Here is a 23463-nt window from a genome sequence, read left to right as displayed (position 1 = left end):
TACATTCCATCAATCGGCCTGACGACGCAGGAAAGCCGGGATGTCCAGGTAGTCCAGATCATCTTGCGGATTCATCTTCGCGGCAGTCGCAGCACCGGCCTGAGCCTGGTTGCGCATGACGGTCGGACGGTCCAGGTCACGGTAGTTCACCGCTGGCGCTTCCTGACGAGCGGGTGCCGCTGCTTGCGGTTGCGAAGCCAGGGAAGTGTGAACGGTGTTGTCGATGACCTTCACAGGCTTCTCGATTTTTGCGCCCAGACCGGTAGCAACCACGGTGACGTGCAGCTCGTCGCGCATGTCCGGATCGATCACGGTACCGACCTTGACCATGGCATGCTCGGAAGCGAAGGCTTCGATGATGCTACCCACGTCGGAGTACTCACCCAGGGACAGGTCAGGACCGGCGGTGATGTTCACCAGGATGCCGCGTGCACCTTGCAGGTTCACGTCTTCGAGCAGCGGGTTGCGAATGGCCGCTTCAGTGGCTTCGCGTGCACGGTTCGGACCGCTGGCGCAGCCAGTGCCCATCATCGCCATGCCCATTTCGCTCATCACGGTACGCACGTCGGCAAAGTCGACGTTGATCATGCCCGGGCGCTTGATGATGTCGGAGATACCGCGAACGGCACCGGCCAGTACATCGTCAGCCTTGGCGAAAGCCGACAGCAGGCTGGCATCCTTGCCCAGGATGGTCAGCAGCTTCTCGTTGGGAATGGTGATCAACGAGTCAACGCTTTCGGACAGCAGACGAATGCCTTCGTCGGCCAGTTGCATGCGCTTGCGGCCTTCGAACGGGAACGGACGGGTCACCACCGCAACGGTGAGGATCCCCATTTCCTTGGCCACTTCGGCAATGATCGGCGCAGCACCGGTACCGGTACCGCCGCCCATGCCGGTGGTGATGAACACCATGTTGGTGCCCTGCAGGACCTCGGCAATGCGCTCACGATCTTCGAGAGCGGCCTGACGGCCCACTTCAGGGTTGGCACCGGCGCCCAGACCTTTGGTCACGCCAGTACCCAGTTGCAGGATGGTCCGCGCGCTGATGCTCTTCAGCGCCTGGGCATCAGTGTTGGCGCAGATGAACTCGACGCCTTCAATGTTGCTCTTGACCATATGATTGACGGCGTTGCCGCCACCTCCGCCAACACCGATGACCTTGATGACCGGGCTTGCGGGGACGTTGTCTACGAGTTCGAACATTTTCCCTCTCCTTTACGTTCTCTAGTTTTTTTCGCCTACTGCTTTACTGCGTGTTGCTGCTTGCTCTGTCAGGCGGCTTCAAGCTCAACGCTTGCCGCTGCCTCTTTAAAAGTTGCCTTGCACCCAGCTCTTGATGCGATCGAGCAGGGCACCCTTGGGTTCTTCATTGCTGTAGCTGTCGCGGCTGCCGATGCCCGAGAACGAAATCCCGTCGGACTGCTTCTGCAGGCCGTACATCAACAGGCCAACGCCGGTGGAATAGATCGGGTTGCGCACCACGTCATCCAGCCCTTTCACGCCGTGGGGCACGCCCAGGCGTACCGGCATGTGGAAGATTTCCTCGGCCAGCTCGGTGGCGCCTTCCATTTTCGAGGTGCCGCCGGTCAGCACGATGCCGGCCGGGATCAGGTCTTCGTAGCCGCTGCGACGCAGCTCGGCCTGGATCAGGGTGAACAGCTCGTCGTAACGCGGCTCGACCACTTCGGCCAGGGCCTGGCGGGACAGCTCGCGCGGCGGACGATCGCCCACGCTCGGCACCTTGATGGTTTCACCGGCACCGGCCAGCTTGGCCAGGGCGCAGGCATAGCGAATCTTGATTTCTTCGGCGTACTGGGTCGGGGTGCGCAACGCCATGGCGATGTCGTTGGTCACCTGATCGCCGGCAATCGGGATCACGGCGGTATGACGGATCGCGCCTTCGGTGAAGATCGCGATGTCGGTGGTACCGCCGCCGATGTCCACCAGGCATACGCCCAGCTCTTTTTCGTCGTCGGTCAATACCGAGTACGCGGACGCCAGTTGTTCGAGAATGATGTCGTCGATTTCCAGGCCGCAGCGACGCACGCATTTCTCAATGTTCTGTGCGGCATTGACGGCGCAGGTAACCACGTGGACCTTGGCTTCCAGACGCACGCCGGACATGCCCAGGGGCTCGCGAACGCCTTCCTGGTTATCGATCACATAATCCTGCGGCAGGGTGTGCAGCACGCGCTGGTCCGCCGGAATCGCCACGGCCTGGGCGGCGTCGAGCACGCGCTCGAGGTCGGCGGAGCTGACTTCGCGATCACGAATGGCGACGATGCCATGGGAGTTCAGGCTGCGGATGTGGTTGCCCGCCACGCCAACGAACGCCGAGTGGATCCGGCAACCGGCCATCAGCTGCGCTTCTTCGATGGCGCGCTGGATCGACTGCACGGTGGATTCGATGTTCACCACCACGCCCTTCTTCAGGCCGCGGGACGGATGAGTGCCGATCCCGACGATGTCCAGCGTGCCGTCGTCCGCGACCTCACCGACCAGCGCCACCACCTTGGAGGTGCCGATATCGAGACCGACGATCATTTTTCCGCTTTGCACGTTTGCCATGGGTCCTGCCTCTCTTAATTCTTCGCGACAGCGGGTTCGGCTGTCGTAGGCGCTACCGGTTCCCGCCAGCCGACGGCAAGGCCGTTGGCGTAGCGCAGGTCGATACTCGCGATGTTCGTAATCTGTTCTTTAAGCGTCTTGTCATAGATGGCAATGAAGCGGCGCATCTTTTCCACCTGGTTGCCACGGCCCAGCAGCAGTTCGATCCCCGGGCCCGAACTGCCGGCACCGGTGGTCAGGAACCAGCTGCCTCGTTCACGCAACTCCAGGCGTGCAATCGAGAAGCCCAGCGGCCTGAGCATCTGGCTCAGTACCTGGTATTGCTGCATCACTTGCTGCTGGGCCCGTTGTGGGCCGAACAGCTGTGGCAGGTGTTCGTAGTTCGCCAGTTCACGCGGGGTGAACGCCTGCCCCTGGTTGTTCAACAGCGACTCATCGCCCCAACGGGCCACCGGCAGTTGCTCTTCCAGGCGAATCACCACCTGGTCCGGCCACACCCGACGCACTTCGGCGTGAGCAATCCATGGCATCTGTTCCAGCTCGGTGCGCATGCTCGCCAGGTCGATGGTGAAGAAGCTCGAGGCCACGTAAGGGGCGATCCGCTGCTGCACCGCTTGCTGGCTGATGTAACTCAGGTCGCCCTGCACCGCGACCTTGGTGATCGGCCGGTCGGCGTACGGCAACAAGCGCTGCGCGCCCTCGTACGTACCGAAACCCAGCCCGACCAGCAGCACCGGCCAGAACAGGGCCTTGAGAAAGCCGAAATTGGCTTTCGGCAGGCGCGCAGACATCGGCTCCTTGGCCACCATTCGGCTGGCACCCCGTGGCACCGGCTTGCGGCCGGGTGCGGGTGGGGGCTGATGTCTGAGCTGAGCGCCTCGCATGGTCTTACCCTCGCGGCTCTGCGTTGCTGGCAAGACTGGCCGCCAGGATGCTCAGAACCAGTTGCTGGAAATCCAGGCCGGCGGCACGGGCCGCCATGGGTACCAGGCTGTGATCGGTCATGCCCGGTGCGGTGTTGACTTCAAGGAACCAGAACTGACCGTCCGCATCCTGCATCACGTCCGCCCTGCCCCAACCGGCGATACCCAGCGCCTCGCAGGCTTTCGCCGTGAGGTCCATCAGTTCTTGTTCCTTGGCGCTGTCCAGCCCGCACGGAATCCGGTACTGGGTATCGTTGGCGATGTACTTGGCGTCGTAGTCGTAGAAACTGTGCGTCGTGCCCAGGGCAATCGGAGGCAACACCTGGTCACGCAGCGTGGCGATGGTGAACTCCGGACCTTGAATCCATTGCTCGACCAACACTTGCGAATCGTAGGTACTGGCCGCTTTCCAGGCGTCGATCAGCTCGGACGCGGAACTCACTTTGGCCATACCGATACTTGAACCTTCATGGGCCGGTTTGACGATCAAAGGGAAGCCCAGTTCCGTCGCTGCCGAAATACAATCGGCCTCGCAACGGAGTACGGCATGACGCGGCGTCGGAATCCCGAGGCTGTGCCAGACCTGCTTGGTGCGCAGCTTGTCCATGGCCAGCGCCGACGCGAGGATGCCGCTGCCGGTGTACGGAATGCCCAGGCACTCCAGCAGGCCCTGCATGCTGCCGTCTTCACCGCCACGACCGTGGAGAATGATGAAGGCGCGGTCGATTTTTTCGCTCTGCAGACGCTGGAGAAGATCGTCACCGACATCGAGGCCGAACGCGTCCACGCCAGCGCTTTGCAGCGCCTGGAGCACGGCATTGCCCGACTTCAGCGAGACCTCACGTTCGGCACTCTTGCCGCCGAACAGCACGGCGACGCGGCCAAAGTCCTTCGGCGCGACGGTGGAGACGAGGTTGGCGTAGGCAGCAGTCATTTCAACTTCCCCTCGACCGGTGCAGCCACGGCACCGGTGAACAACGGACTCTTCAACAAACTCGGGGCAAGCCCGCCGACGTCACCGGCGCCCTGGCACAGCAGGATGTCCCCGGCACGCAGCAGCGGCTTGACCAGCGGCGCGAGGTCGATACCGCGCTCGATGTAGATCGGGTCGAGCTGACCGCGCTGACGGATGCTGTTGCACAGCTTGCGGCTGTCAGCCCCCGGGATCGGCTCTTCGCCCGCCGGATACACTTCCATCAGCAGCAGCACATTGGCGTCGGCCAGGACATTGACGAAATCGTCGTACAGGTCGCGGGTGCGGCTGTAGCGGTGTGGCTGGTAGACCATCACCAGCCGGCGCTCCGGCCAGCCACCCCGCACGGCCTTGATCACCGCCGCGACTTCGGTCGGGTGATGACCGTAATCGTCGACCAGCATCACGTTGCCGCCCTCGACCGGCAGTTCGCCGTAGACCTGGAAGCGCCGACCGACACCCTGGAACCCGGACAGGCCCTGGACGATGGCTTCATCGCTGACGCCCTCGTCGGTGGCGATGCAGATGGTCGCCAGTGCGTTCAGCACGTTGTGGTTGCCCGGCATGTTCACCGAAACGTCCAACGGCTCGCGATCCGGTCGCAGCACGGTGAAGAACGTCTGCATGCCCTGCTGGCGCACATTGATCGCACGCACGTCGCAGTCATCGCCGAAGCCGTAGGTCACTGCCGGGCGCTTGACCAGTGGCAGGATTTCACGCACTACGGGATCGTCCAGGCACACCACGGCCAGGCCGTAGAACGGCAGGTTGTGCAGGAACTCGACGAAGGTTTTCTTCAGTTTGTTGAAGTCACCGTCGTAGGTCGCCATGTGGTCGGCGTCGATGTTGGTGACCACGGCCACCAGCGGTTGCAGGTGCAGGAAGCTCGCGTCGCTTTCATCGGCCTCGGCGATCAGGTAGCGGCTGGTGCCGAGCTGGGCGTTGGTGCCCGCAGCATTCAGACGGCCACCGATCACGAAGGTCGGGTCCAGGCCACCGGCGGCGAACACCGAGGCGATCAGGCTGGTGGTGGTGGTTTTGCCGTGGGTACCGGCGACCGCGATGCCGTGGCGATAGCGCATCAGCTCGGCGAGCATTTCGGCACGGGGCACCACGGGAATGCGACGCTCCAGGGCGGTGGCGACTTCCGGGTTGGAAGTGTTCACGGCACTGGACACCACCAGCACGTCGGCGGCAGCGGCGTTTTCGGCACGATGGCCGATGAAGATCTGGGCGCCGAAGGATTCCAGGCGCTCGGTCACCGGCGACGCTTTAAGGTCCGAACCGGACACTTGATAACCCAGGTTCAGCAAGACTTCGGCGATACCGCACATGCCCACGCCGCCGATCCCGACGAAGTGGATGCGACGGATGCGGCGCATCTCCGGTTGTGGCATGGCTTTCTGATTCTCAACCATGGGCCACCTCCAGGCAGGTATCGACCACATTACGCGTGGCATCGGGTTTGGCCAGGCGACGTGCTGCGGTCGCCATGTCGGTGAGTCGTTGTGGTTGCATCAAAACCTCTGTCAGGCGTGCGGCAAGATCCGCTGCGCCAGTCGTTCTTTGCGGCATCAGGAAGGCAGCGCCTTCGCGGGCCAAATAATCGGCGTTGCGGGTCTGGTGATCGTCGATCGCGTGGGGCAAGGGCACCAGCATCGAGGGCAGACCGGCGGCGGCCAGTTCACTGATGGTCAACGCGCCTGCGCGGCACACCACCAGGTCGGCCCAGCCATAGGCTTGGGCCATGTCTTTGATGAAAGGCTGCACTTGCGCCTCGACGCCAGCCGCGCGATAGCGCTCTGCAGTCACTTCATCGTGATTTTTGCCGGCCTGATGGAACACGTCCGGGCGCAGGTCGGGTGCGACTTGCGCCAGGGCTTCAGGCAGCAACTTGTTCAACGGCTCTGCCCCCAGGCTTCCGCCCAGGATCAGCAAACGCGCCTTGCGACCGGCCAAGGCAGGTCGCGGGGTGTCGAGGAACAGCTCGGTGCGCACCGGGTTACCCGTGGTCCGTCGGCTGTCCGACAGGGTAAAGGTGTCGGGGAACGCTTCACAGACTCGGGCGGCCAACGGCACCAGCAACCGATTGGCGGTACCGGCGACGGCGTTCTGTTCGTGAACGATCACCGGCACGCCGGCCAGTTTGGCCGCGACACCACCAGGACCGGTCACGTAACCGCCAAAACCGACCACGCACACCGGCCGCAACTGGCGAATGATCGTGCGCGCCTGCCAGATCGACTTGAGCAACATCACGGGCGCCTTGAGCAGGGACAATTTGCCCTTGCCACGCAAGCCGCTGGCGTTGATGCGATGCAGCTCGATGCCGGCCATCGGCACCAGATCGTTCTCGATGCCCCGTGGCGTGCCGAGCCAATGCACGGTGTAGCCACGCACCTGGAATTCCCGGGCACAGGCCAGCGCCGGGAACACATGGCCACCGGTGCCGCCCGCCATGATCAGCACGTTAGCGCCCATGGTTCGGCTCCTCGGCGAAGTCGCTCTCATGGAACTCCATCTCTTCGCTGCCCAGGTGGGTTCGACTCTCCCATTCGATGCGCAGCAACAAGCCGAGACAGGCACAGCAGATCACCAGCGAGCTGCCGCCATAGCTGAGGAACGGCAAGGTCAGGCCCTTCGTCGGCAGCAGGCCGACGTTCACCCCGATGTTGATCAGGAACTGCCCAATCCACAGGAACGACAAGCCATAGGCGATGTAGGCGGCGAAGAACTGCTTGGCCTTCTCGGCCCAGTAGCCGATGTACATGCCGCGCACACAGACGAACACGAACAGCGCCACGGTGCACAGGGAGCCAACGGCACCCAGCTCTTCGGCCAGGACCGAGAACACGAAGTCGGTGTGCGCTTCCGGCAGGTAGAACTGCTTCTGCACGCTGTTGCCCAGGCCAACCCCCAGCCACTCGCCGCGACCAAACGCGATCAAGGCCTGGGACAACTGATAGCCGGCACCGAACTGGTCGGCCCACGGGTCGGCAAAGTTGGTCAGACGCGCCATTCGATAAGGCTGCACCTGAATCAGCAACACCACCGCCGCGACGGCGAGCACCACCATCAGCGAGAAACGGAACAGCCCGACGCCACCGAGGAACAACATCGCTGCCGCGGCCCCCATCATCACGACGGTGGCGCCGAAATCCGGCTCCATCAGCAGCAGGCCGGCCATCGGCAGCAGCACGATGAACGGCTTGAAGAAGCCCATCCAGCTCTCGCGCACTTCTTTCTGGCGACGCACCAGATAACCGGCGAGGTAGATCACCACGAACACCTTGGCGATCTCGGAAGGCTGCACGTTGAAGAAGCTGAAGCCGATCCAGCGCATCGAGCCGTTCACTTCACGGCCGATCCCCGGAATGATCACCATCACCAGCAAGCCGAAGGCACCGATCAGCATCATCCAGCCCAGGCGTTGCCAGGTGGCGATCGGGATCATCATGGTGACCACGCAGGCGGACAAGCCCAGCACCACGTAGATCAGGTGACGCGTCATGTAATAGAAGGCGCTGCCCGATTGCACCGCCGCCACTTCGGTCGAGGCCGAGGCGATCATGACCAGGCCGAGCCCGAGCAACGCCAGGCAACCGGCGAGCATCGGAAAGTCGACGTCGATGCCGCGCCCGGTGATGATCGGCGACGGGTACGGCTTGATGATGTTCATCAGGCTCATGCCAGATCCTCCACGGCTTGGACGAACTGGTGACCACGGTCTTCGTAATGCTTGAACATGTCGAAACTGGCGCAGGCCGGCGACAGCAGCACAGCATCGCCCGGTTGCGCGACGGCACGGCACTGCGCGACGGCTTCAAGCAGCGAGCCGACCCGGATCTGTTGCACGCTGTCGCCGAGGGCCGCACCGATCTGGTCGGAGTCACGGCCCATCAGGATCACGGCGCGGCAGTTGGCCGCCACCGGATCGCGCAGGTCCTTGAAGTCGGCACCCTTGCCGTCACCGCCGGCAATCAGGATCAGCTTGCCTTCGATGTCCGCGCCCAGGCCTTCGATGGCCGCCAGTGCGGCGCCCACGTTGGTGGCCTTGGAATCGTTGTAGTAACTCACGCCGTCCAGGTCACGCACCCACTGGCAACGGTGCTCGAGGCCGGCGAAGGTGCGCAGGCTCGCAAGCATGGCGTCGAACGGCAGCCCGACCGCGTGTCCCAGGGCCAGGGCCGCCAGGGCATTGGACTGGTTGTGGGCACCACGAATCTTCAACTCGCGCACCGGCATCAGGTTCTGGAATTCGAAGGCCAGGTATTTCTCGCCGTTCTCTTCGCGGATACCGAAGGCCTTGAAATCGGGTTTGCCCAGGCCGAAGGTCCAGCACGGCTGGCCCTCGCCCATCAACGGACGGCTCAGGGCGTCCTGGCGGTTGACCACGAACTGCCGGGCGCCACGGAAGATCCGGTGCTTGGCCAGGTGATAGGCCGGCAGGCCGCTGTAGCGGTCCATGTGGTCTTCGCTGACGTTGAGCACGGTCGCCACTTCGGCGTTGAGCTGGTCGGTGGTTTCCAGCTGGAAACTCGACAACTCCATCACGTACAGCTCGATGTCGTCGCTCAGCAGGTCCAGCGCCGGGGTGCCCAGGTTGCCGCCGACGGCGACACGCTTGCCAGCGGCGGCGGCCATCTCGCCGACCAGGGTGGTCACGGTGCTTTTCGCATTGGAACCGCTGATGGCCACGATCGGCGCCTTCGCGTGACGCGCGAACAGCTCGATGTCGCCGGACAACTTCACGCCACGGGCGGCGGCAGCCTGCAGGGCCGGGGTCGCCAGCGCCAGGCCGGGGCTCACGTAGAGCTCGTCGGCACGGCACAGGAATTCGACGTCCAGCTCGCCACAACGCACTTCCACGTGCGGATAGTCACGCTTGAGCGTGGCCAGTTCCGGTGGATTTTCCCGCGTATCGGCCACGGCAAACGACGTGCCCCGGTTCGCCAGGAAGCGAACCAGGGACATGCCGCTCTTGCCGAGGCCGACAACGATGCGGAAGTGGTCAGAAGCGATCAGGGACACTCGTTCTACCTCAGCTTCAGGGTGGCAAGGCCAACCAGCACGAGAATCACGGTGATGATCCAGAAACGGACGATCACGCGCGGCTCGGGCCAGCCCTTGAGTTCAAAGTGGTGATGAATCGGCGCCATGCGGAACACACGGCGCCCGGTCAGCTTGAAGGAGGCCACCTGGATGACCACCGACAGGGTTTCCATCACGAACACACCGCCCATGATGAACAGGACGATTTCCTGACGGACGATCACCGCGATGGTGCCCAGGGCGGCGCCCAGCGCCAGTGCGCCGACGTCACCCATGAAGACCTGGGCCGGATAGGTGTTGAACCACAGGAAGCCCAGGCCCGCACCGATCAGCGCGCCGCAGAACACGATCAGTTCACCCGCGCCCGGCACATAGGGGATCAGCAGGTACTCGGCAAATTTCACGTTACCCGACAGGTAGCAGAAAATGCCCAGGCCACCGCCGACCATCACGGTCGGCATGATTGCCAGGCCATCGAGGCCGTCGGTCAGGTTGACCGCGTTGCTCGAGCCGACGATCACGAAATAGGTCAGGACGATAAAGCCTGCCCCCAACGGAATGCTGTAGTCCTTGAGCATCGGCAGGATCAGGGTGGTCTCGACCGGAGTCGCGGCCGTCTTGTAGAGGAAGATCGCCGCCGCCAGGCCAAACACCGACTGCCAGAAATACTTCCAGCGGCTCGGCAGGCCCTTGGAGTTCTTCTCGATCACCTTGCGATAGTCATCGACCCAGCCGATGGCACCGAACAGCAACGTCACCAGCAACACGACCCAGACGTAACGGTTGCTCAGGTCGGCCCACAACAGGGTGCTGACACCGATGGACGACAGGATCAGCGCGCCACCCATGGTCGGCGTACCGGATTTGGACAGGTGCGATTGCGGACCATCGTTACGAACGGACTGGCCGATCTGACGGTTCTGCAGGGTGCGGATCATCCAGGGGCCATAGCACAGCGACAGGACCAGCGCGGTCAGTACACCGAGAATCCCGCGCAGGGTCAGGTACTGGAAGACCGCGAAGCCTTTGTAGAACTGTTGCAGATACTCCGCTAGCAGCAGCAGCATTAATGTTTCTCCAGGCTGGACCCGCACAAAGCCGCGACGATGTTTTCCATCGCAGCGCTACGCGAGCCCTTGATCAAAATGGTGGTGTTGGTGTCTTGCTCGGCGCCGAGGGCCTCGATCAGTTCAGCCTGGGTGGCGAAGTGATAAGCCTGTTCGCCGAACGCCTTCACGGCGTGCGCCATCAGCGGTCCCACGGCATACAGTGCGTTGACCTTGCCACGGGCATAGGCGCCGACGTCGCGGTGGCCCTGCTCCGCCCAGTCGCCCAACTCGCCGATGTCTCCGAGCACCAGAACGGTGCGACCGGAAAAGCCGGCGAGTATATCAACGGCGGCGCACATGGACGTGGGGTTCGCGTTGTAGGTGTCATCGATCACGCGCATGCCGTTGGTGGCGAGTTGCGCGACGGTGCGGCCCTTGACCGGTTGCACCGCGCCAAGGCCGGTGGCAATGCCGAACAGCGAAACGCCCAGGGCATGTGCAGCGGCGGCAGCGGCCATGGCATTGGCCACGTTATGGGTGCCGAGCAGGTTCAGTTGAACGTGCTCCACACCCATGGGGGTGTGCAGCCTGAACGACGGGCAACCGCGCGCATCGCGACCCAGGTCGCTGGCATGGAAATCCGCATCGCTGTTGTCCAGGGCGAAGGTCAGCACCTGGCGACCGGCGGCACGGGTTTTCCAGATCCCGAAGGCCTTGTCGTCAAGATTGAGTACGGCAATGCCGTCGGCCGCCAGCCCTTCGATGATTTCGCCCTTGGCTTCGACGATTTTTTCCGGGCCGCCGAATTCACCCACGTGGGCGGTCCCGGCATTGTTGAGGATGGCAACGTGAGGCTTGGTCATGCTGACGGTGTAGGCAATTTCGCCGAGACGCGAGGCGCCCAGCTCGATCACCGCCGCCGTGTGCTCCGGTGCCAGTTCCAGCAGGGTCAGCGGCACGCCGAGGTCGTTGTTGAGATTGCCACGGGTGGCCAGGACCGGGCCGCGCGTGCGCAGGATGCTCGCGAGCATTTCCTTGACCGTGGTCTTGCCACTGGAACCGGTGATGGCGGCGACCGGATGGGTGAACGCCCCACGGTTCAAGGCGCCCAGTTGCCCCAGCGCCTGACGGGTATCGTTCACCCGCAATTGCGGCAGACTGCTGTCAGGGACTTCCCGCTCGACCAGCGCCGCCACGGCGCCTTTGGCCGCGACATCATTGAGATAGTCATGCCCATCGAAACGCGGACCGGTCAGTGCGATGAACAACTGGCCCGGCTTGATGGCGCGGCTGTCGATGCTGATGCCATTGAAACTGGCATCGGCGCCGAGCAGGCGGCCATTCAATGCAACGGTCAGTTCACTCAGTTTCAGGGCTTTAAGCATGGGCCACCTCCCACGCGGTCAAGGCACGGTCGGCCTCGACCAGATCCGAGAAGTCGTGGCGCTGACCATTGATTTCCTGATAGTCCTCGTGGCCCTTGCCGGCCAGGACGATCACGTCATCCGCCGAAGCGCCTGCGATCAATTGGGCAATGGCCACGCCGCGACCGGCAACGAAGCTCACCTTGTCCGCGTCGGCGAAGCCGGCACGGATGTCATCGAAGATCACTGCCGGGTCTTCGGTGCGCGGATTGTCATCGGTGACCAGCACCCCGTCAGCCAGACGCTCGACCACCTCGGCCATCAACGGACGCTTGCCGCGATCGCGATCACCGCCGCAACCGAACAGGCACAGCAGCCGACCTTTGGCGTGCGGGCGCAGGGCTGTCAGCACTTTTTCCAGGGCATCCGGGGTGTGGGCGTAATCGACCACCACCAGCGGCTGAGTGCCGCCACCCAGGCGCTGCATACGCCCCGCCGGGCCCTCGAGCTTCGGCAGGACCTTGAGGATTTCGTCGAGTGCATAGTCGAGACCGAGCAAGGCGCCGATCGCGGCCAGCACGTTGCTCAGGTTGAAGCGGCCGAGCAAGGTGCTGCGCAGATGGTGCTCGCCCTGGGGCGTGACCAGCGTGGCACGTACCCCTTCGTCATCGAATTGCGCATCGCGACAGAACAGGTAGGCGCTGCGATCCAGCAGGCTGTAGGTGATCAGGCGCGACTCGCGTTTTTCGCCCGCCAGTTGCCGGCCGAACTCGTCGTCGAGGTTGACCACGCGGCATTTCAAATCATTCCAGGCAAACAGCCTGGCCTTGGCTTCGCCGTAGGCCTGCATGGTGCCGTGGTAATCCAGGTGGTCGCGGGACAGGTTGGTCATCACCGCCACGTCAAACGCCAACGCGGTGACACGCCCCTGGTCCAGGCCGTGGGACGACACTTCCATGGCCACGGCCTTGGCGCCGGCCTTTTTCAGGTCGGCCAGGGTCGCCTGGACGGCAATCGGGTTCGGCGTGGTGTGCAGGCCGCTTTGCAGCGCGCCGTAAAAACCGGTGCCCAGCGTGCCGACGATGCCGCAATGCTGGCCGAGCAGGTCCAGGGCCTGGGCCACCAGTTGGGTCACGCTGGTTTTGCCGTTGGTGCCGGTCACGCCCACCAGATTCAGGTGACGACTCGGCTCACCGTAGAAACGCCCGGCGATGTCCGACAGCTGCGCCGCCAGGCCCTTGACCGGAATCAATGGCACATCGGTGATCGGCAACACGGTCGCGCCTTCGACTTCATAGGCCACCGCCGCCGCGCCACGCTGCAAGGCGTCGCCAATGTGCGCGCGACCATCGAAGCGCCCACCGGGCACGGCGAGGAACAGGTCGCCGGCGCGCACATTGCGACTGTCGATCGTCAACTCGCGAATCAACAGATCGTGGCCGGCGTGGGCAAAAATCTTGTTCAGACTCAGGGACATCAGCCGCGCCCTCCATTGGCTTTTGGTGGAACGGCCGGAACCGCATTGGCCTGTTGGACCGGCGGCAGGTTGTCCGGCGTGATGTTCATCAGGCGCAGGGTCCCGGACATCACTTTGCTGAACACCGGCGCCGACACCAGGCCACCGAAGTAACCGGCCTTGGTCGGCTCATCGATCACCACCACGATGGCGTAGCGCGGGTCGTTCATCGGACCGAAACCGGCGAACAGCGAGCGGTAGGAGTTTTCGGCATAACCTTTGGTACCGACCGACGTCTTGCGCGCAGTACCGGATTTGCCGCCCACGTGATACGCCGGCACCTGCGCGCGGAACACACCGCGCGGGGCTTCGATCACTTGTTGCAGCATGGTCTGCATGGTCTTCGCGACGTTTTCCGGCAGCACCTGCGTGGTCTGCGGCGCCTTGTCGGTCTTGATCAGGGTCAGCGGCGCGAGGCGACCGTTGTTGGCCAGGGCCGAGAAGGCATGAACCAGCTGGATCGCGGTCACCGAAATGCCATAGCCGTAGGACAGCGTGGCCGTTTCAGCCTTGCGCCATTCGCGGTAGTTCGGCAGGTTGCCCACGCGTTCGCCCGGGAACCCGAGGCCGGTGTCCTGGCCGAGGCCGAGCTTCTGCGCCAGACGGAAGATGGTTTCACCGCCGATGTCGAACGCAACCTTGCTCATGCCGACGTTACTGGAGTTGATCAGGATGCCGGTCATGTCCAGCACCGGGCCTTCGGTCTTGGAAACGTCCTTGATGGTGTATTTGCCGATCTGCAAGGTGCCCGGATACACCTCGACGCTGTCGCTCGGTTTCCAGCGTCCGGTTTCAATGGCGGCGCTCATGGAGATCGCTTTCATGGTCGAGCCGGGCTCGAACACGTCGATCATCGCGCGGTTACGCATCATCGCCGGTTGCAGGTTGCGGCGGTTGTTCGGGTTGTAGGTCGGCTGGTTGACCATGGCGAGGATCTCGCCGGTCTTCACGTCCATGATCACCAGGCTGCCGGCCTTGGCGCCGTTCTCGATGATCGCGTTGCGCAGCTCGCGGTTGGCCAGGTATTGCAGGCGCAGGTCAATCGACAACGCCAAGGGCTTGCCGGCCTTGGCGTTTTTTGTCACCTGAACATCCTTGATAAGTCGCCCGCGCCGGTCCTTGATGACCTGTCGCTTGCCGGGCACGCCGGCCAGCCATTCATCGTAGGCCAGTTCGACGCCTTCGCGGCCATGGTCATCGATGTCGGTAAAGCCGACCATGTGCGCCGTCACTTCACCCGCCGGGTAGAAGCGGCGGAACTCCTCGATGCCATAAACGCCCGGGACTTTCAGGTCGAGCACCGACTGGCCCTGCTCGGGGGTCAAGCCGCGCACCAGGTAAATGAATTCCTTGTTGGCCTGCGCTTCGAGACGTTCGGCCAAGGCTTTCGGGTCCTGCCCCAGCGCAGCCGCCAGTGCCGGCCACTTCTCCTTGGCCAGTTGCATTTCCTTGGCGTTGGCCCACAGGGTGGTGACCGGCGTACTGACGGCCAAAGGCTCGCCGTTACGGTCGGTGATCAGGCCACGGTGTGCCGGAATCGGAATGTGACGAACGCTGCGCGCGTCGCCCTGCCCCTTGAGGAAGGCGCGGTCGACTACCTGCAGATCGATGATGCGCCAGCAGATCGCTGCCACCATGACGCCGAGCAAACCCAGCACCAGGCGGAACCGCCAGGGAAAGAGTGCGCCTTCGAGCTTCATCATGGCGCCACCATCTGCACGTCAGCCGCGCCAGGGATGTGCATCTTCAACTGTTCGGTGGCCAGGACTTCGATACGGCTGTGGGCGGTCCAGGTGCTCTGCTCGAGAATCAACCGGCCCCACTCCGCCTGCGCCTTGTCACGCACGCTCAGTTCGTTGTACAGCGTGTTCAACAGTTGACGGTTCCAGTGCGCGCTGTACGACACGCCGATGGCCGACACGAGCACGCCGACAAACAGCAGCAGCATGAAGAAGCTGCCGCCGGGCAGTGGCTTGGCGAAAAGCTTGCTCACCGCAACTTCTCCGCGACGCGCATGACAGCGCTGCGAGCACGTGGGTTGGCTTTGAGTTCGGCCTCGGAGGCGGACTGCGCTTTGCCATGGATCTTGATTTTCGGTTCGAAAGCGACGTGACGCACCGGCAGGTTGCGCGGCAGGTTGTCGGCCTCACCCTTGACCAGTTTGCGCATGAACAGCTTGACGATGCGGTCTTCCAGCGAATGGAAGCTGATCACCACCAGCCGGCCACCGATTTCCAGGCACTCCAGCGCGGCGTCGAGGCCGGCTTCGAGATCGCCCAGTTCGTTATTGACGTGAATGCGAAGGCCCTGGAATGCACGGGTTGCCGGGTTCTTGCCTTTTTCCCACGCCGGGTTGGCCACTTTCAGGACTTCGGCCAGATCACCGGTACGCTCGAACGGCTTGACGTCGCGACGTTCGACCACGGCACGGGCCATGCGTCCGGAGAAACGCTCTTCGCCATATTCCTTGAACACCCGGGCGATTTCCTCCACGGGTGCGGTGTTGACGAATTCGGCGGCGCTGATACCCCGGGACGGGTCCATGCGCATGTCCAGCGGACCGTCATTGAGAAAACTGAAACCGCGCTCAGGGTCATCGAGCTGTGGCGAGGACACGCCCAGGTCGAGCAGAACACCGCTGACCTTGCCGGACAGGCCGCGATCGGCGACTTCCGAACCGAGCTCGGCAAAGCTGCGCTGCACAACGACAAAGCGGCCGTCTTCGGCCGCTAGCGTCTGCCCGGTGGCAATCGCTTGGGGATCCTTGTCGAATCCGAGCAACCGACCATCGGGCCCGAGCTGGCTGAGGATCAACCGACTGTGCCCGCCGCGCCCGAACGTACCATCCAGATAGCAGCCATCAGCACGTACGGCGAGTCCTTCGACGGCCTCGTCAAGCAGTACGGTGATGTGGTTAAAGCCGCTATCAATAGTCACAGGATCAAATCACGCAGTTCATCGGGCATGGCGCCCGGTTGTTGAATAGCTGCCAGGTCAGCGGCAGAAACCGCATTCCAGGCATCCTCGTCCCACAATTGGAACTTGTTCAGTTGGCCCACCAACATCGCGCGCTTATCCAACCTGGCATATTCACGAAGACGCGGCGGCACCAGAAAACGACCACTGCCATCGAGCTCGAGGTCAACGGCATTACCAATCAATAAACGTTGCAGACGGCGGTTCTCTTCGCGAAGTGAAGGCAGTGCGCGCAGTTTGGTTTCGATAATTTCCCACTCATCGAGGGGATAAACACACAAACATGGATCAGCGGCATCGATCGTGACGATCAACTGACCGGAACTACGCGAAACGAGCTCGTCACGGTACCGGCTCGGCATGGCGAGACGGCCCTTTGCGTCGAGACTGATAGCGTTAGCTCCGCGAAACACGTCAGCGTTTCTCCAAATGTTAGCGTTTTGCGCTCAAAAAACCCACTTCATGCCACTTTCCGCCACTTGCGCACACTATAGGAATGCGGCCACCGCACCGTCAAGGCGCGGATTAAAGGAAAACCCTTACAGAACTGAGATTTAGGAGCACATCAGGAGGGGCAACGAGAATCCGGCGCACGAAAAGACGCAATAAACCGAATCAGCACAGAAGGCTGCATTCAGAAGTTAAAGTAGTTTGTTAAGAGTAAGATTTTTTCGGTATTACAAGAGAGGTTCTGCGAATCATTTACAAGGAGGGAAAGAGCCATTACGGGCGCCCTGTCCGTTACTTCAAAAACAGGGAGGGGAAAAGGTGGAGAGTCGATCTGTAAGCCGGGTTCTGTCTTGAACAGTCATTCGTCTACGATGGCCATCACTGGACATCTTTAGCAACCTACCCGGTCCCAGCGCGGGCCACGCCTTGGGACCCTATTTGGTCTTGCTCCAAGTGGGGTTTACCTAGCCACGAACTGTTGCCAGACGTGCGGTGCGCTCTTACCGCACCTTTTCACCCTTACCGGCGCCGAAGCGCTTAGGCGGTTATTTTCTGTGGCACTTTCCGTAGGCTCACGCCTCCCAGGCATTACCTGGCACTTCGCCCTATGGAGCCCGGACTTTCCTCCCCCCCCTAATTTTCATAGAGGGCAGCGACTGTCCGATCGACTCTCCGCCGCGAAGGTTAACGGCAGAGCGCCCGAAGAACAAGCGCTAAACGCCTGCCGACGCTCCTGCACGTCGGGTTTCACTGGCCTTTCTGCTTATCCAGGGCGGCCTGGTAAAGCACGTTCTTGCGCTCACCGGTAATCTGCGCCGCCAGGGCCGCCGCGCGCTTGAGGGGCATCTCTTCGAGCAACAGGTCGAGAATGCGCATGGCTTCGCTGCTCACGGCGTCCTCGGACTCGGGAGCAGTCCAGCCCGCGACCAGCACTACACACTCGCCGCGTTGCTGGTTGCTGTCCGACTCGACGAACTCGCGCAATTCGGCCAGCGGCAACCCTTTCAGGGTTTCGAAGGTCTTGGTCAGCTCCCGCGCCAGCAAGGCCGGGCGCTGCCCGCCGAAGACCAGCTCCATGTCCTGCAGGCATTCCAGGATGCGGTGCGGGGCCTCGTAGAAAATCAGCGTGCGCGGCTCTTCCTTGACCTGCTCCAGTCGCGCCCGTCGGCCGACGGCCTTGGCCGGCAGAAAACCTTCGAAGATGAAGCGGTCCGACGGCAGGCCTGCCGCCGACAAGGCCGCGATCAATGCACAAGCCCCCGGCACCGGCACCACATTGATACCCGCCGCACGGGCCTGGCGGACCAGGTGATAACCCGGATCGGAAATCAACGGCGTCCCGGCATCGGAAATCAGCGCCACGTCATCACCGGCCAGCAGGCGGGCAATGAAACGGTTTCCTTCATCGCGCTCGTTGTGCTCGTGACAGGCCGCCAACGGCGTCGGGATACCGAAATGCTGCATCAGCCGCTGGGAGTGACGCGTGTCCTCGGCGGCGATCAGCGCTACCTCGCGCAGGATCTTCAGCGCACGCGCACTGATGTCGTCCAGGTTGCCGATGGGCGTCGCCACCACATAAAGCGAGCCGGCAGCGGAATTCAAAGCACCCGGGACAGTCAAAGCGCACACCTCATGATCGGTAAAAGGCGCCATTGTAACCCGTAGTGACGCTTTCAACAGGCGCAAGCGGTGGCGGTTTTGCAGTGTCCGAGGCCGCCCTGCCGCCCCTGCATGAGCTAAATTGATCGATTCACGCCAGTAACATCGCGCCCCGGCCAGTGCTTGGGTACAATTCCACGCTAATTTGATCGAGTATCAGGAACACTACATGATCGCTTGCCTGCGGCTGTTCACTGCCCTCTGCCTCGCTGCACTGCTGGCGGCTTGCGCCAGCTCGCCGTCCTCCAGCCTGGACGAAATCCCACGGACTGCGGATGCCAGCATCGAGCAACTGCTCGATCAGGCCGCCAAAAGCAAAACCCCGGAACAGGCCGCGCTGTATCGCCTGAGTGCCGCCGACCTGGCTTATCGCCAGGGCAATGCCGGCCAATCCGCGCAGATCCTGCAACAGGTGCCCGTCGAGCAGCTCAAGCCGGGCCAGCAGGTATTCGCCAGCACCCTGGCGGCCGAACTGGCCATGGCCCGCAATCAGCCGAAAGCTGCGCTGGCCGCCCTGAACCATCCAAGCCTGCAACAACTGGCCGAACTGCCGGTCGAGCAGCAGGTCCGCACCGGCACCGTGCGTGCCCGCGCCCTCGAGGCTGACGGCCAGACACTCGCCGCCGCCCGCGAACGCATCTTCATCGCGCCCATGCTCAGTGGTGAAGCCGCCAGCAAAAACCACGAAGCGATCTGGACCCTGATCGCTTCGCTGCCGACCGAGCAGTTGCAGCCCGGCACCAACGACGACCTCGGTGGCTGGATGGCCCTGGCGCTGGCCGTGAAAACCGCCGGCACACTGGAACAGCAGCAGGCCGCCATCGACACCTGGCGCGCCCAGAATCCCAAGCACCCGGCCGCTGTCCAGTTGCCGCAAGCACTGACAAACCTCAAGGAACTGGCCAGCCAGCCCCTGAGCAAGATCGCCCTGCTGCTGCCCCAGGACGGCCCGCTCGCCTCGGTCGGCAAAGCCCTTCGTGACGGTTTCATGGCTGCGCACTATCAGGCTCAGCAGGCCGGCCAGAAGCCGCCCGCGATTGCCTTCTATGACAGCTCGCGCCTGACCTCGCTCGACGAGTTCTACCGCAAGGCACAGGCCGATGGCGTGCAACTGGTGGTCGGCCCTCTGGAGAAGCCGCTGGTCAAGCAACTGAGCGCCCGGCCGCAACTGCCGATCACCACCCTGGCGCTGAACTACAGCGAGGGCACCCAAGGCCCGGCGCAGTTGTTCCAGTTTGGTCTGGCGGCTGAAGACGAAGCCCGTGAAGTATCCCGCCGCGCCCGCGCCGACGGCCTGCATCGCGCTGCCATCATGGTGCCGAAAGGCGAATGGGGCGATCGCGTGCTCAGGGCGTTCAGCCAGGACTGGCAAGCCAACGGCGGCAGCATCGTAGCCACCGAACGGGTCGATCAGCCGGTCCAACTGGCCCAGCAGATTGCCGACATGTTCCAGCTGCGCCAGAGTGAAGGCCGCGCCAAGAGCCTGCAAAGCACCGTTGGCTCGCAAGTGGCCGCTCAACCGTCGCGCCGCCAGGACATCGAGTTCATTTTCCTCGCCGCGACGCCTCAGCAAGCCCAGCAGATCAAGCCGACCCTGAACTTCCAGTACGCCGGCGACGTTCCGGTCTACGCCACTTCCCACGTGTTCAGTGCCAGCGGTGACGTCAACCAGTACAACGACATGAACGGCATTCGCTTCTGCGAAACCCCATGGCTGCTGGACGCCAACGACCCGCTGCGCAAGCAGGTGACCGCGCAATGGCCACAAGCCGCCGGCAGCCTGGGGCGCCTGTATGCAATGGGCGTCGACGCCTATCGCCTGGCACCGCGCCTGGGGCAACTCAAGGCACTGCCGGACAGCCAGATCGAGGGGCAATCGGGCAGCCTGAGCATGACGCAGAACCAGCGCGTGGTACGCCAGCTGCCGTGGGCCGAGTTCGTCAACGGCCAGGTTCAACGCCTGCCGAACACACCGCGCTGATGCCCGACGGATCACGCCAGCAACGCGGCAAGGATGCCGAGCGCCATGCGCTCGAGCATCTGCAACAACAGGGTCTGCGCCTGCTGGCGCAGAATTGGTTGTGTAAACGTGGCGAGCTTGATCTGGTCATGCTAGATGGCGATACAGTAGTATTTGTTGAAGTTCGCTACAGAAAAAACACTCAATGGGGTGGCGCGCTCGATAGCATCGATGAGCGCAAACGGCAGAAACTGATCATTGCCGCGCAGTATTTTCTTCAGCGCGAGTCGCGTTGGGCCAATTCCCCCTGTCGCTTCGACGTGATTGCCATCGACAGCAATCACGATCAGTTGAACTGGTTGCAGAATGCCTTCGACAGCTGATCACCGGCGTCCCGACCCGGACACTTTCACCCGACAATTTTGCTCTTTGCTTTGCGGGCTGCACATTCATGTGCCCAGTAGCCGCGCTCATTAAGGTCACACAGATGGACATGCAATCCCGAATTCGCCAGCTTTTCCAGGCCAGTATCGACACCAAGCAAATGGCGATGGACGTACTTGCACCGCACATCGAGCAAGCCAGCCAGGTCATGGTCAACGCCCTGCTCAACGAAGGCAAAATGCTTTCCTGCGGCAACGGCGGCTCGGCCGGCGATGCCCAGCACTTCTCGTCCGAGCTGCTCAACCGCTTCGAACGCGAACGCCCGAGCCTGCCAGCCATTGCCCTGACCACCGACAGCTCGACGATCACCTCGATCGCCAACGACTACAGCTACAACGAAGTTTTCTCCAAACAGATCCGCGCCCTCGGTCAACCGGGCGATGTGTTGCTGGCCATTTCCACCAGCGGCAACTCGGCCAACATCATTCAAGCGATCCAGGCCGCACATGATCGCGAAATGATTGTCGTAGCATTGACGGGACGTGATGGCGGCGGCATGGCGTCACTGCTGCTGCCCGAAGACGTCGAGATTCGCGTACCGGCCAACGTCACCGCACGTATTCAGGAAGTCCACCTGCTGGCGATCCATTGCCTTTGCGATTTGATCGACAGCCAACTGTTCGGGAGTGAAGAATGACCCCTAATCGCTTGGGCCTTCTGGCCTTGACCCTGTGCCTGGGTATCAGCGGCTGCACCTCGGTGGTTAACGCCAGCCGGGAAGCCCCTATCGAAGATGACCGCGGCACGCGCACCCTCGGCAGCAAGATCGATGACTCACTGATCGACACCAAGGTCGGCGTGAACGTCGCCAAGGCCGACCCGCTCCTGGACGATGGCTCGCACATCGTCGTCACCAGCTACAACGGTGTGGTGCTGCTTGCCGGACAGACGCCGCGCGAAGACCTGAAAGCCAAGGCCGAACAAGCCGCCGCCGCTGTCCAGCGCGTGAAGAAAGTCCACAACGAACTGCAGGTGCTGCCACCGTCCGGCTTCCTGGCGCGCCAGAACGACACCTGGCTGACCTCCAAGATCAAGACCCAGATGCTCACCGACCCGAACATCCCGGGCTCGCGCATCAAGGTCGTGACCGAAAACGGCATCGTCTATCTGCTGGGCCTGCTGACCAAACAGGAAGCCGCCCAGGCGACCAACCTGGTTCAGGGTGTTTCCGGGGTGCAGAAGATTGTGAAGTTGTTCGAATACATTGATTGATGCCCGTACTGCCCCCCTGTAGGAGCGAGCAGGCTCGCGATGGTAGCCCAGACACCGCAGGCATCCAGATAGCCAGCGTTATCGTTGACGACCATCGCGAGCATGCTCGCTCCTACCGGGAGCAGGCACAAAAAAGGCGATCCTCTCGGATCGCCTTTTTTCATTTCACCACTTTCAAACTGGGTCGGCCGCTGGGGCGCGGTGGTTCGCTGTCCGGTGGTGGCAGATCGTCATCCGGCTCGATCTCCTCGCCCTCGTCCTCCATGGGCGACTCCAGATCGAACACCATGCCCTGGCCGTTCTCCCGAGCGTAAATGCCCAGGATCGAGGCGATAGGCACGTACAGGGTGTGCGGCACACCACCGAAGCGTCCTTCGAAGCTGACCGCTTCGTTGTCCATGTGCAAATGACGCACGGCAGCCGGCGATACGTTCAGGACGATCTGTCCATCACTGGCAAAACCTTGTGGCACCTGCACCGACGGATACTCGGAGTTGACCAGCATGTGCGGGGTGCAGTCGTTGTCCACAATCCACTCGTAGAGCGCGCGGACCAGATAAGGTCGACTGGAGTTCATAGCGGCTCCTTAAGCCTTAGCGCATATCGCGTTCGACACCAGACAGACTTGCCTGGAATGCCTCACGCGCAAACGAGCGCTCCATATAATCAAGCAGCGGCTTGGCAGGCCGCGGCAGTTCGATACCCAGAATCGGCAAGCGCCAGAGTATTGGCAATAGGCAGCAATCCACCAGACTTTGTTCCTCACTGAGGAAAAACGGCTTGTCGGCGAACAGCGGCGACACACCGGTCAGGCTCTCGCGCAGCTCTTTACGAGCGACGACACGGGCAGCTTCCTTGGTCCGGGAATCCAGGATCAGATCCACCAGGCCACACCAGTCGCGCTGGATGCGATGCATCAGCAAACGACTGTTGGCACGCGCCACAGGATATACCGGCAGCAAGGGCGGGTGCGGGTAACGCTCATCCAGATATTCCATCACCACGGTCGACTCCCACAAGGCCAGGTCGCGATCGACCAGGGTGGGCAAGCTTGCATAAGGGTTGACCTCGATCAGTCTAGGCGGCTGGCGGCCAGCTTCCACGTAAATGATCTCGGCGCTGACACCCTTCTCAGCCAGTACGATGCGCACTCGGTGGGAATAGTGGTCGGCGGGGTCGGAGTAACAGGCCAACCGATTGGTCACGCCCATTGGCGGTCCTCCTCGCTTGTTGAAATTATCGAAAGCGGAAAAACGAGCGCGCCCAGAGGGCGCCTCCCGTAACGCCTGGATGACCAGAATCGTTACACTTTCAGAG

Annotated in this window: 22 protein-coding genes and 1 other RNA gene; 4 read left to right on the top strand and 19 right to left on the bottom strand. The window is 62.5% G+C overall.

Annotation, left to right across the window (positions count from 1 at the left end):
- Nucleotides 1-9: 9 nt before the first annotated feature.
- From ftsZ to rsmI, 17 genes are all read right to left on the bottom strand, one after another.
- The gene (gene ftsZ, locus QIW53_RS23890) at nucleotides 10-1203 is read right to left on the bottom strand and encodes a cell division protein FtsZ (RefSeq protein WP_192305115.1); all 1194 of its coding nucleotides are present in this window, start codon (nucleotides 1201-1203) and stop codon (nucleotides 10-12) included.
- 105 nt (nucleotides 1204-1308) lie between these two features.
- Nucleotides 1309-2568, bottom strand: coding sequence for a cell division protein FtsA (ftsA, locus tag QIW53_RS23885; protein ID WP_175391042.1), 1260 nt, complete (start codon nucleotides 2566-2568; stop codon nucleotides 1309-1311).
- 14 nt (nucleotides 2569-2582) lie between these two features.
- The gene (locus QIW53_RS23880; RefSeq protein ID WP_192305113.1) at nucleotides 2583-3452 is read right to left on the bottom strand and encodes a cell division protein FtsQ/DivIB; all 870 of its coding nucleotides are present in this window, start codon (nucleotides 3450-3452) and stop codon (nucleotides 2583-2585) included.
- 4 nt (nucleotides 3453-3456) lie between these two features.
- Nucleotides 3457-4425 (bottom strand): D-alanine--D-alanine ligase, encoded by a 969-nt coding sequence (locus tag QIW53_RS23875; protein ID WP_371052021.1) that lies wholly within the window; start codon nucleotides 4423-4425, stop codon nucleotides 3457-3459.
- The gene (gene murC, locus QIW53_RS23870; RefSeq protein ID WP_371052020.1) at nucleotides 4422-5882 is read right to left on the bottom strand and encodes a UDP-N-acetylmuramate--L-alanine ligase; all 1461 of its coding nucleotides are present in this window, start codon (nucleotides 5880-5882) and stop codon (nucleotides 4422-4424) included. Before murC ends, QIW53_RS23875 begins: the two co-directional genes overlap by 4 nt.
- A complete protein-coding gene (gene murG / locus QIW53_RS23865; protein WP_371052019.1) occupies nucleotides 5875-6945 on the bottom strand; it encodes an undecaprenyldiphospho-muramoylpentapeptide beta-N-acetylglucosaminyltransferase in 1071 nt (356 codons plus the stop codon). The genes murC and murG overlap by 8 nt, the downstream gene beginning before the upstream one ends.
- The gene (ftsW, locus tag QIW53_RS23860) at nucleotides 6935-8152 is read right to left on the bottom strand and encodes a putative lipid II flippase FtsW (protein WP_371052018.1); all 1218 of its coding nucleotides are present in this window, start codon (nucleotides 8150-8152) and stop codon (nucleotides 6935-6937) included. Before ftsW ends, murG begins: the two co-directional genes overlap by 11 nt.
- Nucleotides 8149-9495, bottom strand: coding sequence for a UDP-N-acetylmuramoyl-L-alanine--D-glutamate ligase (gene murD / locus QIW53_RS23855; protein ID WP_371052017.1), 1347 nt, complete (start codon nucleotides 9493-9495; stop codon nucleotides 8149-8151). Before murD ends, ftsW begins: the two co-directional genes overlap by 4 nt.
- 5 nt (nucleotides 9496-9500) lie before the next feature.
- Entirely contained in the window at nucleotides 9501-10583 is a 1083-nt protein-coding gene (mraY, locus tag QIW53_RS23850) for a phospho-N-acetylmuramoyl-pentapeptide-transferase (protein ID WP_262165700.1), read from the bottom strand.
- On the bottom strand, nucleotides 10583-11950 hold the full coding sequence (locus QIW53_RS23845) for a UDP-N-acetylmuramoyl-tripeptide--D-alanyl-D-alanine ligase (protein WP_371052016.1): 1368 nt from the start codon (nucleotides 11948-11950) through the stop codon (nucleotides 10583-10585). The genes mraY and QIW53_RS23845 overlap by 1 nt, the downstream gene beginning before the upstream one ends.
- Entirely contained in the window at nucleotides 11943-13406 is a 1464-nt protein-coding gene (locus QIW53_RS23840) for a UDP-N-acetylmuramoyl-L-alanyl-D-glutamate--2,6-diaminopimelate ligase (RefSeq protein WP_371052015.1), read from the bottom strand. The genes QIW53_RS23845 and QIW53_RS23840 overlap by 8 nt, the downstream gene beginning before the upstream one ends.
- Nucleotides 13406-15145: a peptidoglycan D,D-transpeptidase FtsI family protein gene (locus QIW53_RS23835; RefSeq protein WP_371052050.1), complete on the bottom strand. Its 1740-nt coding sequence runs from the start codon at nucleotides 15143-15145 to the stop codon at nucleotides 13406-13408. Before QIW53_RS23835 ends, QIW53_RS23840 begins: the two co-directional genes overlap by 1 nt.
- The gene (ftsL, locus tag QIW53_RS23830) at nucleotides 15145-15438 is read right to left on the bottom strand and encodes a cell division protein FtsL (protein ID WP_368555240.1); all 294 of its coding nucleotides are present in this window, start codon (nucleotides 15436-15438) and stop codon (nucleotides 15145-15147) included. The genes QIW53_RS23835 and ftsL overlap by 1 nt, the downstream gene beginning before the upstream one ends.
- Entirely contained in the window at nucleotides 15435-16382 is a 948-nt protein-coding gene (rsmH, locus tag QIW53_RS23825; RefSeq protein ID WP_371052014.1) for a 16S rRNA (cytosine(1402)-N(4))-methyltransferase RsmH, read from the bottom strand. The genes ftsL and rsmH overlap by 4 nt, the downstream gene beginning before the upstream one ends.
- Nucleotides 16379-16834, bottom strand: coding sequence for a division/cell wall cluster transcriptional repressor MraZ (gene mraZ, locus QIW53_RS23820; RefSeq protein ID WP_371052013.1), 456 nt, complete (start codon nucleotides 16832-16834; stop codon nucleotides 16379-16381). Before mraZ ends, rsmH begins: the two co-directional genes overlap by 4 nt.
- A gap of 355 nt (nucleotides 16835-17189) precedes the next feature.
- An RNA gene (gene rnpB / locus QIW53_RS23815) (RNase P RNA component class A) lies at nucleotides 17190-17543 on the bottom strand.
- A 75-nt stretch (nucleotides 17544-17618) separates the two neighbouring features.
- Nucleotides 17619-18524, bottom strand: coding sequence for a 16S rRNA (cytidine(1402)-2'-O)-methyltransferase (gene rsmI / locus QIW53_RS23810; protein WP_371052012.1), 906 nt, complete (start codon nucleotides 18522-18524; stop codon nucleotides 17619-17621).
- Between the two features lie 175 nt (nucleotides 18525-18699).
- Here rsmI and QIW53_RS23805 point away from each other — a divergent pair, with 175 nt between their 5' ends.
- The 4 genes from QIW53_RS23805 (at nucleotide 18700) to QIW53_RS23790 (ending at nucleotide 22146) form a co-directional block, all read left to right on the top strand.
- Nucleotides 18700-20511 carry a penicillin-binding protein activator gene (locus QIW53_RS23805; protein WP_371052011.1) on the top strand — a complete coding sequence of 604 codons (1812 nt, stop codon included), beginning with the start codon at nucleotides 18700-18702 and terminating at the stop codon, nucleotides 20509-20511.
- Entirely contained in the window at nucleotides 20511-20873 is a 363-nt protein-coding gene (locus QIW53_RS23800; RefSeq protein ID WP_371052010.1) for a YraN family protein, read from the top strand. Before QIW53_RS23805 ends, QIW53_RS23800 begins: the two co-directional genes overlap by 1 nt.
- Before the next feature lie 104 nt (nucleotides 20874-20977).
- Nucleotides 20978-21571, top strand: a complete 594-nt coding sequence (locus QIW53_RS23795; RefSeq protein WP_368555245.1) for a phosphoheptose isomerase — start codon at nucleotides 20978-20980, stop codon at nucleotides 21569-21571.
- Nucleotides 21568-22146, top strand: coding sequence for a BON domain-containing protein (locus QIW53_RS23790; RefSeq protein ID WP_371052009.1), 579 nt, complete (start codon nucleotides 21568-21570; stop codon nucleotides 22144-22146). Before QIW53_RS23795 ends, QIW53_RS23790 begins: the two co-directional genes overlap by 4 nt.
- Nucleotides 22147-22306: 160 nt before the next feature.
- Here QIW53_RS23790 and QIW53_RS23785 read toward each other — a convergent pair whose 3' ends face one another.
- Nucleotides 22307-22723, bottom strand: coding sequence for a ClpXP protease specificity-enhancing factor (locus tag QIW53_RS23785; RefSeq protein WP_371052008.1), 417 nt, complete (start codon nucleotides 22721-22723; stop codon nucleotides 22307-22309).
- A gap of 16 nt (nucleotides 22724-22739) precedes the next feature.
- Nucleotides 22740-23357, bottom strand: a complete 618-nt coding sequence (locus QIW53_RS23780; RefSeq protein ID WP_371052007.1) for a glutathione S-transferase N-terminal domain-containing protein — start codon at nucleotides 23355-23357, stop codon at nucleotides 22740-22742.
- Nucleotides 23358-23463: the final 106 nt, after the last annotated feature.

This window comes from Pseudomonas fluorescens (genome assembly GCF_041354075.1).
GTDB lineage: Bacteria > Pseudomonadota > Gammaproteobacteria > Pseudomonadales > Pseudomonadaceae > Aquipseudomonas > Aquipseudomonas fluorescens_CE.
The sequence above is the reverse complement of the archived record's forward strand: the minus strand, read 5'-3'. Positions and strand labels throughout refer to the sequence as shown.